The organism is Pseudomonas sp. HC1(2025) (genome assembly GCF_058742075.1).
This window is the reverse complement of record NZ_CP196017.1, coordinates 1411095-1424448: the sequence shown is the minus strand read 5'-3', so window position 1 is coordinate 1424448 and position 13354 is coordinate 1411095. Positions and strand designations below refer to the sequence as shown.

At 61.6% G+C, this 13354-nt stretch carries 11 protein-coding genes; 8 read left to right on the top strand and 3 right to left on the bottom strand.

Features of this window, described 5'->3' with window-relative positions; translation table 11 throughout:
• Positions 1–311 precede the first annotated feature (311 nt).
• Complete coding sequence (locus tag ACSSVH_RS06260; RefSeq protein ID WP_492634232.1) at positions 312–1190, bottom strand: acyl-CoA dehydrogenase middle domain-containing protein; 879 nt, start codon at positions 1188–1190, stop codon at positions 312–314.
• A gap of 130 nt (positions 1191–1320) precedes the next feature.
• On the opposite strand from ACSSVH_RS06260, the gene olsB reads away from it, so the two are divergent.
• Positions 1321–2076: an L-ornithine N(alpha)-acyltransferase gene (gene olsB / locus ACSSVH_RS06255; protein ID WP_057439788.1), complete on the top strand. Its 756-nt coding sequence runs from the start codon at positions 1321–1323 to the stop codon at positions 2074–2076.
• Positions 2076–2867, top strand: coding sequence for a lysophospholipid acyltransferase family protein (locus ACSSVH_RS06250; protein WP_170042891.1), 792 nt, complete (start codon positions 2076–2078; stop codon positions 2865–2867). Before olsB ends, ACSSVH_RS06250 begins: the two co-directional genes overlap by 1 nt.
• A gap of 89 nt (positions 2868–2956) precedes the next feature.
• Here ACSSVH_RS06250 and ACSSVH_RS06245 read toward each other — a convergent pair whose 3' ends face one another.
• Entirely contained in the window at positions 2957–3541 is a 585-nt protein-coding gene (locus ACSSVH_RS06245) for an acyl carrier protein phosphodiesterase (protein WP_169955530.1), read from the bottom strand.
• Positions 3542–3695: 154 nt separating this feature from the next.
• On the opposite strand from ACSSVH_RS06245, the gene ACSSVH_RS06240 reads away from it, so the two are divergent.
• Genes ACSSVH_RS06240 through ACSSVH_RS06230 form a run of 3 tightly spaced genes read left to right on the top strand, consistent with a single transcriptional unit; the run spans position 3696 to position 6270 of the window.
• The gene (locus ACSSVH_RS06240; protein WP_029297039.1) at positions 3696–4010 is read left to right on the top strand and encodes an ArsR/SmtB family transcription factor; all 315 of its coding nucleotides are present in this window, start codon (positions 3696–3698) and stop codon (positions 4008–4010) included.
• Between the two features lie 11 nt (positions 4011–4021).
• The gene (locus ACSSVH_RS06235; protein WP_492634231.1) at positions 4022–5188 is read left to right on the top strand and encodes an MFS transporter; all 1167 of its coding nucleotides are present in this window, start codon (positions 4022–4024) and stop codon (positions 5186–5188) included.
• 26 nt (positions 5189–5214) lie between these two features.
• Positions 5215–6270, top strand: coding sequence for an alkene reductase (locus ACSSVH_RS06230; protein WP_432755164.1), 1056 nt, complete (start codon positions 5215–5217; stop codon positions 6268–6270).
• 322 nt (positions 6271–6592) lie between these two features.
• Here ACSSVH_RS06230 and ACSSVH_RS06225 read toward each other — a convergent pair whose 3' ends face one another.
• Complete coding sequence (locus ACSSVH_RS06225) at positions 6593–7225, bottom strand: TetR family transcriptional regulator (protein WP_032858025.1); 633 nt, start codon at positions 7223–7225, stop codon at positions 6593–6595.
• 265 nt (positions 7226–7490) lie between these two features.
• Here ACSSVH_RS06225 and ACSSVH_RS06220 point away from each other — a divergent pair, with 265 nt between their 5' ends.
• Genes ACSSVH_RS06220 through adeC form a run of 3 tightly spaced genes read left to right on the top strand, consistent with a single transcriptional unit; the run spans position 7491 to position 13261 of the window.
• Positions 7491–8633, top strand: a complete 1143-nt coding sequence (locus ACSSVH_RS06220; protein ID WP_169955527.1) for an efflux RND transporter periplasmic adaptor subunit — start codon at positions 7491–7493, stop codon at positions 8631–8633.
• Positions 8634–8636: 3 nt separating this feature from the next.
• The gene (locus ACSSVH_RS06215; RefSeq protein ID WP_169955526.1) at positions 8637–11804 is read left to right on the top strand and encodes an efflux RND transporter permease subunit; all 3168 of its coding nucleotides are present in this window, start codon (positions 8637–8639) and stop codon (positions 11802–11804) included.
• Positions 11804–13261 carry an AdeC/AdeK/OprM family multidrug efflux complex outer membrane factor gene (adeC, locus tag ACSSVH_RS06210; RefSeq protein ID WP_170042893.1) on the top strand — a complete coding sequence of 486 codons (1458 nt, stop codon included), beginning with the start codon at positions 11804–11806 and terminating at the stop codon, positions 13259–13261. Before ACSSVH_RS06215 ends, adeC begins: the two co-directional genes overlap by 1 nt.
• The last annotated feature ends 93 nt before the right edge of the window (positions 13262–13354 follow it).

Here is a 13354-nt window from a genome sequence, read left to right as displayed (position 1 = left end):
GTATTGGCTGATGCACCGTCATCGCAGGCAAGCCAGCTCCTACAGAGTCCGCGCACGCTTCGATGATCAGGTCGGCTGTCAGGCCGCCTCGCTTTGCTTTTGATCTTAGGCGCCCCGTTAAACCACGCTGGCCTTCAGGGCGGAACCCCAAGTGGCCATGACCGCAGCAATGGATATGTACACAAACCTAAGAATCACTAAAGAGGTGTGTAGATACCTATGCCCCGATGGCGGTATATCAGTCACCGCCTGTATTGCCTGTCCCCCTGCTATCGCGGGCAAGCCCGCTCCCACACACGCTCATCCCACAGTCAGCGAGGTGCTGGGTTCAGGGCTTTTTCCAGGCGTTTGGCCCGGGCGCTGGCGGCGAGGTCCAGCACAGCTTGGTCGCGCTGCCACATGGCGGCCCACGCCCCTTGAGCCATCGCTTGATTGACCTGCGGCTTCAGCGCTTCGAACTGCGCAAACAATCCTCCCAACAACACATGCCCCGCCGCCGATGCGCTGGGCTGGCGAATGACCTCGGCGCAGCCGGCCAGCAGCGCCAATAACTGCAGGCGCAGGGCCTGGGGCCAGTCGCACTCCTGGCCGATGCCATGTAGCCAGGCGGTCATCGCGCTCAGTACATAGCTGTCCTCCAGGGTGCGGAAGGGTTTGACGTAATTGTCCCAACCATCCCCCGGCAAGCGCTCGCAGGCGGCGTGGTCGAGGTGGACGCGGCCGTGGCTGATGTCGGGCATCAAGGCGATCGCGGGCAAGGGTTCTACGCGTACGCCGGGCTCGCCGGCCAGCACCACGGCCAGGGTCAGGCGTGGCTTTTCATCGGCGGCCTCGCAGCGGGCGGCGATCAACAGCCAGTCGGCCGCATCGCCGGCGGTGACGAAGTCTTTGCGCCCGCTCAGGCGCAGGTCGTCCAGGCGCGTTTGCATGTCCAGCGGGCGCAGGCTGCGCTGTTCGGTCGCACACAAGGCGCCCAGGCTGTGGGGCGCGCTGGGCCATAACGCACGCAACGCCGCTTGATAGCCCACCAGGAACGCCAGGCCGGGCGTGGACACCAGGCGCGCACCCTGGGTTGCCAACTCGAAAGGGGTGACAGGCCCCAGGCGTTGCAATAAAACGCTGTAGCCCTCGGCCAGGTTGGCGTGGACGGGCAGTCGGTCGGGTCGATCGAGCAAAGCGTGCCAGGGCATGGAGGGCTCCTTGGGGGCTGTCATCTAAGCGTCACCGTAGATTCATGGAGATGACACCGGGGGTACATAGCCTGACTTTGCACAACAAAGTCGACTGGCCGCAACCCTGGCCGGCACCTGGAGACTCGCCATGACTCAGATCGCCCGCATCAGTGACACCGGCAATGAACGCCGTCTGCAAGCCGAACGCCTGATCGGCGCCCAGGCTTTGCAGGAAGCCCAGGCCTTGCGTTTCAGCGTTTTCAGCGGCGAGTTCAATGCCAAGCTCAAAGGCGCAGAACTGGGCTTGGACATGGATGACTATGATGTTCACTGCAGCCACATTGGCGTACGGGACTTGAACACCGGGCGACTGGTTGCCACCACCCGGCTGCTGGATCACCAGGCGGCCAGCACCCTGGGCCGGTTCTACAGCGAAGAAGAATTCAGCCTCCACGGCCTGTTGCATTTGCAGGGGCCGATCCTGGAAATCGGCCGTACCTGTGTCGACCCAGCCTACCGCAACGGCGGCACTATCGCGGTGCTTTGGGGCGAGTTGGCCGAAGTCCTCAACCAGGGCGGCTACAGCTACCTGATGGGCTGCGCGAGCATCCCGATGCATGACGGTGGCATCCAGGCCCACGCAATCATGCAGCGCCTGCGCGAACGCTACTTGTGCAACGAACACCTGCGCGCCGAGCCGAAAAAGCCCCTGCCGAGCCTGGATTTGCCGTCCAACGTCATCGCCGAAATGCCGCCGCTGCTCAAGGCCTACATGCGCCTGGGCGCTAAGATCTGCGGCGAGCCGTGCTGGGACGAGGATTTCCAGGTGGCCGACGTGTTCATCCTGCTCAAGCGCGACGAGTTGTGCCCGCGTTATGCCCGTCACTTCAAGGCGGCCATGTGATGGGCCGCCTGCGGGTCTACGGGCGGATCGCCCGCGTGCTGCTGGTGGTGGCGCTGGGCTTGAGCATGGCCGGGGTGTTTGGCCTGTTCGAACGCTTGGGCGTGGCCAATTCCATGGTGCGGCGCCAGCGCTGGTCGCGGTTTTTCATGGCGCGCCTGAGCAATGCCCTGCCCTTTCGCGTGAGCGTGCACGGTGAGTTACCGCAACAGCCCATGCTGTGGGTCAGCAACCATGTGTCCTGGACCGATATCCCGCTGCTGGGGATGGTGGCGCCGCTGTCTTTCCTGTCCAAGGCCGAAGTGCGCACCTGGCCAGTGGCGGGTTGGTTGGCCGCCAAGGCCGGCAGCCTGTTTATCCGCCGGGGCTCGGGGGACAGCCAATTGATCCGCAAGCAGATGACCCGGCATCTAGAGCAAAAACACCCGCTGCTGATGTTCCCCGAAGGCACCACCACTGATGGCCGCAGCCTGCGCACCTTTCATGGCCGGCTGCTGGCCAGTGCGATTGATGCCGATGTGGCGCTGCAACCAGTGGCGATCCGCTATCTGCGCGATGGGCAGATTGATCCGCTCGCGCCGTTTATTGGTGACGATGATTTGCTCTCGCACCTGATGCGTCTGTTTGGCAACGATCAGGGCGACGTTGAGATTCATCTGCTCAAACCCATTGCCTGCGCCGGGCAGGAGCGTGCGGCGCTGGCGTACCAGGCGCAGCAGGCGGTGCAGAAGGCGTTGTTTGGAGCGGTGCCGCAAAGCGAGCAAGTGCCGGTTCGGCCGGCGTACGCGGCCTGAGGCAAACACGCAAAAAATGTAGGCGCTGGCTTGCCTGCGATAGCAGTGGCGACTGATACACCGCTATCGCAGGCAAGCCAGCTCCCACATTAGATCGGCGTGGATATTTGACTATCTGCATAGGCCTGCAACTGGGGATAGAACACCCGGAAATCCTCGCTCAACGGCTCATACAGCACCCGCAGTTCCTGCATCGCCCGGTCCAGTTCCTGAGGTTGGCTCAGGCGCCGGGCAATCCCCCGCAGTACGTGCTCCATTACCGCGAACTCGCGGTAAGAACCCAGCCAGTCATCGGCCGCCATATACGGTGCAATCTGCGCCAGGCGCCCTGGCAGCTGCGGTTCGGCCGCCAGCACCCGGTACACCTGGGAGGTAAAGCGTTCCAGCGGCTGGTCGGCATACTGTGCCCAATCGCGCGCCAGGCAATGGTCGAAGAACACGTCGAGGACGATCCCCGCATAGCGGCGCCGGGTCAGGGTGAACCGTGACAACGCCTGCCCGACCAACGGGTGGCTGTCGGTGAAACGGTCAATGGAGCGATGCAGCTGGATCGCCGCCTCGATTTGCGGGTGGTACTGGCCCTGCAGGCGGCCTTTGACGAAATCGCCATAGAGGCTGCCCAGCAGTTGTGCAGGAAGTTGGCCGCCGAGGTGTAGATGTGCGAGATAATTCATGACGCGCAGTTTAGCACTGCCGCCAACGTATCGTTATAACCCGATATACCGATTTATCTGGTAACAAGATCAAAATCGTATTGGTATATCGGGATACAGCGATTTAAAGTTCGCCTCATCGCGATATAACGTTTTACCCACACCGAGCCCTGCCATGTCCATTGACCTCGACGAAATAATAAAAGCCCTGGCACACCCAGTACGGCGAGACATTCTCAACTGGCTGAAAGACCCGAAAGTGCAGTTCCCCGAACAAGTGCACAACCACGAGTACGGCATCTGCGCCGGCCAGATCGATCAACGCTGCGGCCTGTCGCAGTCTACCGTCTCGGCGCACCTGGCCACCCTGCAACGGGCGGGCTTGATCAGCAGCCAGAAAGCCGGGCAGTGGCACTTTTTCCGCCGCAATGAAGACGTGATCCAAGCGTTTATCCAAGCCATCACCGAAGAACTCAGCCCACCGCTGTAAAGGACCCCACAATGCCTCTCTCGCTACTCATACTGGCCTTAAGCGCCTTCGCCATCGGTACCACCGAATTCGTCATCATGGGCCTGTTGCCCGATGTGGCGGCCGACCTCGGTGTGTCGATTCCAGGCGCCGGCTGGCTGGTGACCGGCTATGCCCTGGGCGTGGCCATCGGTGCCCCCTTCATGGCACTGGCCACCGCCAAGCTGCCGCGCAAGGCTGCCCTGGTAGCGCTGATGGGCATTTTCATCATCGGCAACCTGCTCTGCGCCCTGGCCATTGACTACAACGTGCTGATGTTTGCCCGTGTGGTGACCGCGCTGTGCCACGGTGCCTTCTTCGGCATCGGCTCGGTGGTGGCCGCCAACCTGGTGCCGGCCAACAAGCGTGCTTCGGCGGTGGCCCTGATGTTTACCGGCCTGACCCTGGCCAATGTGCTCGGCGTGCCCCTGGGCACCGCGCTGGGCCAGGAAGCCGGCTGGCGCTCGACCTTCTGGGCGGTGACGGTGATTGGTGTGATTGCGCTGATCGGCCTGATCCGCTTCCTGCCGGCCAAGCGTGATGAAGAGAAACTCGATATGCGCGCCGAACTGGCGGCCCTCAAGGGTGCCGGGATCTGGTTGTCGCTGAGCATGACCGCGCTGTTTGCCGCGTCGATGTTCACCCTCTTCACCTACGTCGCACCGCTGCTCGGCGATGTCACCGGCATCTCGCCCAAGGGTGTGACCTGGACCCTGCTGCTGATCGGCCTGGGCCTGACCGTGGGCAACATCATCGGTGGCAAGCTGGCGGACAAGCGCCTGGCGGCCACCCTGATCGGCGTGTTCATCAGCATGGCCGTGGTGTCCACCGCACTGACCTGGACCAGCGTCGCCATCATCCCCACCGAAATCACCTTGTTCCTCTGGGCCACCGCGTCGTTTGCCGCCGTGCCGGCATTGCAGATCAACGTGGTGACCTTCGGCAAGGCCGCGCCCAACCTGGTGTCGACCCTCAATATCGGCGCGTTCAACATCGGCAACGCCCTGGGCGCCTGGGTTGGCGGCAGTGTGATTGCCCATGGTTTCGGCCTGACCAGCGTGCCATTGGCCGCTGCCGCCCTGGCGATCCTGGCGCTGCTGGTCACGCTGATCACGTTCCGCCAGAGCGGCGATGCCGACCTGGCCCCCGCCACTAATTAACCACTTAGAACAGACGAGTGTTTGCGATGACGACTATTTTCGATCCAATCAAACTGGGTGATGTGCAGCTGTCGAACCGCATCATCATGGCGCCGCTGACCCGCTGCCGTGCCGATGCCGGCCGCGTGCCGAATGCGCTGATGGCTGAATACTATGTGCAGCGGGCCTCTGCCGGGCTGATCCTCAGCGAGGCCACCTCGGTGACGCCGATGGGCGTGGGCTACCCGGACACCCCGGGCATCTGGTCCAACGACCAGGTGCGCGGCTGGACCAACATCACCAAGGCCGTGCACGGCGCCGGCGGCAAGATCTTCCTGCAACTGTGGCATGTGGGGCGGATCTCCCACCCGTCGTACCTGAACGGCGAGACCCCGGTAGCACCGAGCGCCATCCAGCCTGCCGGCCACGTCAGCCTGGTGCGCCCGCTGGCCGACTATCCGACCCCGCGCGCCCTGGAAACCGCAGAAATCGCCGATATCGTCGACGCTTACCGCGTGGGTGCCGAGAACGCCAAGGCCGCCGGCTTTGACGGGGTACAAGTGCATGGGGCCAATGGCTACCTGCTCGACCAGTTCCTGCAAAGCAGCACCAACCAGCGCACCGACGAGTACGGCGGTTCTGTGGAAAATCGCGCACGGCTGTTACTGGAAGTGACCGATGCAGTGATCGAGGTCTGGGGCGCTGGCCGTGTGGGGATGCATTTGTCGCCACGGGCCGACCTCCATGACATGGGCGATGCCAACCTGGCAGAAACCTTTACCTACGTCGCCCGTGAATTGGGCAAGCGTGGCATCGCCTTTATCAGCGCCCGCGAGAAAGACGCCGACGACAGCCTGGGCCCGCACTTGAAAGCTGCGTTCGGTGGCCCGTTTATCGCCAACGAGCGCTTCACCAAGGACAGCGCCAATGCCTGGCTGGCAGCGGGCAAGGCCGATGCGGTAGCCTTCGGCGTTCCGTTTATCGCCAACCCGGACCTGCCGGCGCGCCTCAAAGCCGATACACCGCTGAACGAAGCCATTGCGCAAACCTTCTACACCCCAGGCCCGGTCGGCTATATCGACTACCCGACCCTGGCGCTCTGACCCGCAACAACGCAAAAGCCCCGGCTCACAAGAGCCGGGGCTTTTTATTGGATCTTCAAAACACCGCTGCCCAATGTCGAAGCGGGCTTGCCCGCGATAGCGGTGGGCCAGCCAGCACATCACCTAGCGATAGTTCGCTCCCACAGGTTCGGTAACATTCCTTCACAGCAATGCAACAATATCGCTACAAAATACTTAGCCGGCTACCTTTCAACCTGGCGCCAGCGCGTATATAAAGTCACCCCACAAATAAGCCGGAAGGACGATTGACCGTCCTTGGGCTTTACTATTGACACAAACAGACGTAATTACGCATTTTGTATCAATTGCGCAGGCTGGGGCTCAAGCGCAGCATGTCCAGCCCGATATCCACCAGGCGCTCGGCCTGCTGATACAGCTCGAAACTGTCAGGCACCAGAAGCCACTGGCCAACAAGCCCGTTGATGTAGGCATGAATGCACACCGCCCCACGAGCGGTGTCGAGGTTTTCCGGAAGTTGCCCGCGGTGGACTGCATTGCGCAGCGTCAGGCCGATACGCAGGTTGCACTCAAGGCTATGGGTCTGGCGTTGACGGCGCATGTCGCACATTTCGTCGGTAAATTCGCACTTATGGAACAGGATCTCATTAATGCGCCGAGTCTTCGGGTCCAGGGCCACCTGATGAAAAAGATGGATCAGCAGCTTGCGCATGCAGCCCAGCGGATCTACCTCATCCTCGCTTTCACTGGCCCTGGCCAATTCGTCCAGGGGTTCGTGCAGCGTGTCGAGCAGTGCCTGCAACAGGTCCGACTTGTTGCTGAAGTGCCAATAGATCGCGCCCCGCGTCACGCCCGCCCGCGCCGCGATATCCGCCAGCGTAGTGCGCGCAACACCGCGCTCATAAAAGGCTTGCTCGGCGGCTTCAAGTATCTGGCTGCGCGTTTCCTGAGCTTCCTCTTTGGTACGACGAACCATGGCAGTAACACCTCAATCAGGACACGGGCGGTGGTGGATAACCACCTTCTGAATAATTATGGGACGACGCCTTCATGGGCATCGAACGTACTAGAATCGAGGCTTTGGGCATTGCTTTGTAAGGAATCCGCGAAGCCTGTCAAGAGTTTACAAACAACCATGAACGTAAGTATATTGCCTAGCAAGCTACTTATCTACTCACTGTCTGTTTTTTACCCTTCCACACTTCTTGTGCGCATCAAGCGCGCCTGACCCGAGGATCTTCATGCAACTTAAGCCAGCTGTTACCGCTCTGGTCACTGCCGTCGCCCTGGCATCGCTGCTCAGCGGATGTAAAAAGGAAGAAGCGGCGCCGCCCGCTCAAACCCCTCAGGTCGGCGTGGTCACCCTTCAACCTCAAGCCTATACCCTGACCTCCGAATTGCCGGGCCGCACCACTGCGTTCCGCATCGCGGAAGTCCGCCCCCAGGTCAATGGCATCATTCTCAAGCGCCTGTTCAAGGAAGGCGGCGACGTCAAGGAAGGCCAGCAGCTCTATCAGATCGATCCGTCGGTGTATGAGGCGACCCTGAAAAGCGCCCAGGCCAACCTGCAACAGACCAAGTCGATTGCCGACCGCTACAAACAACTGGTCAACGAGCAGGCGGTCAGCCGCCAGGAATACGACACCGCCGTATCCAACCGCATGACTTCCGAAGCCAACCTGCAGACGGCTCAGATCAACGTGCGCTACACCAAGGTGTTCGCCCCGATCTCCGGGCGTATCGGGCGTTCCTCGGTCACCGAAGGCGCATTGGTCAGCAATGGCCAGGCAGACGCCATGGCCGTGATCCAGCAACTGGACCCGATCTACGTCGACGTCACGCAATCCTCCGCCGAGATGCTGAAACTGCGTCGCGACCTGGAAAGCGGCCAACTGCAGAAAGCCGGTGAAAACGCGGCCATGGTCAAGCTGACCCTGGAAGACGGCAGCGAATACACCCAGCAAGGCCGCCTGGAATTTTCCGAAGTGTCGGTCGACCAGACCACGGGCTCGGTAACCCTGCGCGCTGTGTTCCCCAACCCTGATCACACCCTGTTGCCGGGCATGTTTGTCCACGCACAATTGCAGGCCGGCGTGAACAGCAAGGCGATCCTCGCCCCACAACAAGGCGTGACCCGCGACATCCGGGGCATCCCGACTGCGCTGGTCGTCACCGCCGACAACAAGGTCGAACAGCGCGTGCTGGTGGCCAACCGTACCGCCGGCGCCTACTGGCTGGTGGAAAAGGGCCTGAATGCCGGTGACCGTGTGATCACCGAAGGCTTGCAGTTCATCAAGCCGGGCATCACGGTTGAAGCGAAGGAAGCCACCAACGCCAAGCCCGCCGGTTCTGCTCCTGCCGCCGCCGCTGGCAAAGGGGAGTAATACATGTCGAAATTTTTTATCGACCGTCCCATTTTCGCCTGGGTAATAGCCCTGGTGATCATGCTGGTCGGGGCACTGTCGATCCTGAAGTTGCCCATCAACCAATACCCGGCCATCGCGCCAACCGCCATTGATATCCAGGTGACCTACCCAGGCGCGTCCGCACAAACCGTGCAGGACACCGTGGTGCAGGTGATCGAGCAGCAGCTCAACGGTATCGACAACCTGCGTTATGTCGCCTCGGACAGTAACTCCGACGGCAGCATGACCATCACCGCGACGTTCAACCAGGGTACCAACCCGGACATCGCCCAGGTTCAGGTGCAGAACAAGCTGAACCTGGCGACCCCATTGCTGCCGCAAGAAGTGCAGCAGCAGGGGATCCGCGTAACCAAGTCGGTGAAGAACTTCCTGATGGTGATCGGCCTGGTGTCCGAAGACGGCACCATGAGCAAGGATGACCTGTCCAACTACATCGTTTCCAACATCCAGGACCCGATTTCGCGGACATCTGGGGTGGGTGACTTCCAGGTCTTCGGTTCCCAGTACGCCATGCGTATCTGGCTGGACCCGGCCAAGTTGAACAACTTCCAGATGACCCCGGTGGATGTCAGCAGTGCCATTGCGGCGCAGAACGTCCAGGTGGCCACCGGCCAGTTGGGTGGCCTGCCAGCCCTGCCCGGCACTCAGTTGAACGCCACCATCATCGGCAAGACTCGCCTGCAAAGCGCCGAGCAGTTTGAAAAGATCCTCCTGCGCGTGAACAGCGATGGTTCCCAAGTGCGCCTGGGCGATGTCGCCCGTGTCGAGCTGGGTGGCCAGAACTACAGCATCAGCGCCCAGTTCAACGGCAAGCCGGCTTCCGGCATGGCGATCAAACTGGCATCGGGCGCCAACGCCCTGGACACCGCCAAGGCCATCCGTGCCACGGTCGCGTCCCTGGAGCCGTTCTTCCCGCCAGGCATGAAAGCCGTGGTTCCGTATGACACCACACCGGTGGTGACCGAATCGATTTCCGGGGTAGTCGATACCCTGGTCGAGGCGATCATCCTGGTGTTCCTGGTGATGTACCTGTTCCTGCAAAACTTCCGCGCCACTATCATCACCACCATGACGGTACCGGTGGTGTTGCTGGGTACGTTCGGCATCCTCGCGGCCTTTGGCTTCACCATCAACACCTTGACCATGTTCGGCATGATCCTGGCCATCGGCTTGCTGGTGGACGATGCGATCGTGGTAGTGGAAAACGTCGAGCGGGTGATGGCCGAGGAGCACCTGTCGCCCAAGGAGGCGACGGTCAAGTCCATGAGCCAGATCCAGGGCGCCCTGGTGGGTATTGCCCTGGTCCTGTCGGCGGTATTGCTGCCGATGGCGTTCTTCGGCGGCTCCACCGGCGTGATCTATAAACAGTTCTCCATCACCATTGTGTCGGCGATGGCCCTGTCGGTGCTGGTTGCACTGATCTTCACCCCGGCCTTGTGCGCCACCATGCTCAAGCCGATCGACCCCGAGAAACACGGCCAACCCAAGCGTGGTTTCTTCGGCTGGTTCAACCGCACCTTCGACCGTGGCGTACTGAGCTACGAGCGTGGCGTGGGCAACATGATCAAGCACAAGGCGCCTTCGTTCCTGGTGTACCTGATCATCTTCGCCGGCATGATCTGGCTGTTCACCCGTATTCCAAGCGCGTTCCTGCCCGAGGAAGACCAGGGTGTGATCTTCGCCCAGGTGCAGACACCGGTTGGTTCTTCGGCCGAACGCACCCAGACCGTTATCGACGACATGCGTGCCTTCCTGTTGAACGACAAGGAAGGTGAGCCCGGTGAAGGCAAGGCCGTGCAATCGGTATTTACCGTAAACGGCTTCAACTTTGCCGGTCGTGGCCAAAGCTCGGGCCTGGCATTCGTCATGCTCAAGCCATGGGACCAGCGCGACGCATCGATGTCGGTGTTCGAAGTGGCCAAGCGTGCCCAGGGTTACTTCTTCCAGACCTTCAAGGACGCCATGGTGTTTGCCATCGTGCCCCCATCGGTACTGGAGTTGGGTAACGCCACCGGTTTCGACGTGTTCCTGCAGGACCAGGGCGGTGTGGGTCACGATGCCTTGATGAACGCACGTAACCAGTTCCTCGGTATGGCCGCGCAGAGCAAGATCCTGGCCGGCGTACGTCCCAACGGCGTCAACGATGAGCCGCAGTACGAGCTGACCATTGATGACGAGAAGGCCAGTGCCCAGGGCATCAGCCTGTCGAGCATCAACCAGACCCTGGCGATTGCCTTGGGTGGCAGCTACGTCAATGACTTCATCGACCGCGGTCGAGTGAAGAAGGTCTACATCCAGGGTGAGGCCGCTGGCCGGATGTCCCCTGAAGACCTGAACAAATGGTTCGTGCGCGCCAACGACGGGAAGATGGTGCCATTATCAGCAATTGCCTCTGGTAACTGGATCTTCGGCTCGCCGAAACTGTCGCGGTACAACGGCGTAGCGGCGATGGAAGTCCTCGGGACCCCGGCGCCTGGCTACAGCACCGGTGACGCGATGGCGGAAGTCGAGCGCATCGCCAAGCAATTGCCGGCGGGTGTGGGCTATGCCTGGACCGGTCTGTCGTATGAAGAACGCTTGTCCGGCTCCCAGGCGCCTGCGCTGTATGCCCTGTCGTTGCTGGTGGTGTTCCTCTGCCTGGCAGCGCTGTACGAAAGCTGGTCGATCCCGATTGCGGTGGTGTTGGTAGTCCCGCTGGGCGTGATCGGTGCACTGATGGCCACCAGCCTGCGAGGACTGTCCAACGACGTGTTCTTCCAGGTGGGGTTGTTGGTGACCGTGGGCCTGGCCTCGAAGAACGCCATCCTGATCGTGGAATTTGCCAAGGAGCTGCATGAGCAGGGCAAGGGCATCGTCGAGGCGGCCATCGAGGCGTCCCGCATGCGTCTGCGTCCGATCATCATGACGTCCATGGCGTTCGTCCTCGGCGTACTGCCGCTGGCGATCTCCTCGGGCGCAGGTTCAGGCAGCCAACACGCAATCGGTACCGGGGTGATTGGCGGTATGATCACTGCCACCGTCCTGGCGATCTTCTGGGTGCCACTGTTCTTCGTGACCGTGTCCGCCATGGGTAGCCGGAAAAAAACTGACAAGTCCGATACACCGAATACTCCTAAAGAGGCTGGCTAATGCGCAAGTCGCTACTCTCCCTGGCAGTCACGGCATTCGTGCTCAGTGGCTGCTCGCTGATCCCTGATTATCAGCAGCCTGAAGCGCCGGTTGCCGCCCAGTTCCCGCAGGGGCCGGCGTACTCGTCGGCCCAGGCGCCGAGCCAGGCCGCTGCCGAGCAAGGCTGGAAGCAGTTTTTCCACGATCCTGCCCTGCAGCAACTGATCCAGGTCGCACTGGTCAACAACCGTGACCTGCGTGTCGCGGCGCTGAACATCGACGCCTTTGCCGCGCAGTACCGCATCCAGCGTGCCGACCTGTTCCCGGCCGTCGGCGCCAATGGCAGCGGCAGCCGCCAGCGCGTTCCGGCACGGGCCTCGCAAACCGGCGAATCGAACATCACCAGTTCCTACTCGGCGACCCTCGGGATCAACGCCTACGAACTGGACCTGTTCGGCCGGGTGCGCAGCCTGAGCGAAGAAGCGTTGCAGAAATACTTCGCCACTGAAGAAGCACGCCGCAGCACGCAGATCAGCCTGGTGGCCAGCGTGGCCAATGCCTACCTGACCTGGCAAGCGGACAAGGAACTGCTCAAGCTGACCCAGGACACCCTGGCCGCCTACGAGCAGAGCTTCAAGCTCACCTCGCGCAGCAACGAAGTCGGCGTGGCCTCGGCCCTGGACTTGAGCCAGGCGCGCACCTCGGTTGAAAGCGCCCGTGTGCAACTGGCCCGCTACACCCGCCAGGTGGCCCAGGACGAAAACAACCTGACCCTGCTGCTGGGCACCGGCCTGCCGGCGAATCTCGCCACTCAGCCGCTGTCCGACGACCTGTTGAGCGAAGTACCGGCCGGCCTGCCCTCAGACCTGCTGCAACGTCGCCCCGACATCCTGCAGGCCGAGCACAACCTCAAGGCTGCCAACGCCAACATCGGCGCGGCACGGGCTGCGTTCTTCCCGAGCATCAGCCTGACCGCCAATGCCGGGACCTTGAGCCCGGACCTCGGTGGCCTGTTCAAGGGCGGCTCGGGTACCTGGTCGTTCGCGCCGCAGATCAACATCCCGATCTTCAACGCCGGTAGCCTGCGCGCCAGCCTGGACTACTCGAAGATCCAGAAAGAGATCAACGTCGCGACCTACGAGAAGTCGATCCAGACCGCGTTCCAGGAAGTCTCCGACGGCCTGGCGGCACGTGCGACCTACAACCAACAGTTGCAGGCCCAGCGTGATTTCGTCGCGGCCAACCAGGACTACTACCGCCTGGCCGAGCGTCGCTACCGCATTGGGGTTGATAGCAACCTGACCTTCCTCGACGCCCAACGCCAGCTGTTCGCTGCCCAGCAAACGCTGATCACCGACCGCCTGGCCCAACTGACCAGCGAAGTGACCTTGTACAAGGCCCTCGGTGGCGGTTGGAACGAACAGACGGCGAAGAATGAGCCGGTGAAAGAAGAAGCGCCGAAGCTCAAGTTGTTCTGATCGGCGTAGCAACACATGAAGCCCACCCTTTGGTGGGCTTTTTCATGGGCGCACAGTTTCGTGCGATCACCGCCCAAAACCCGCCCTCCCCCA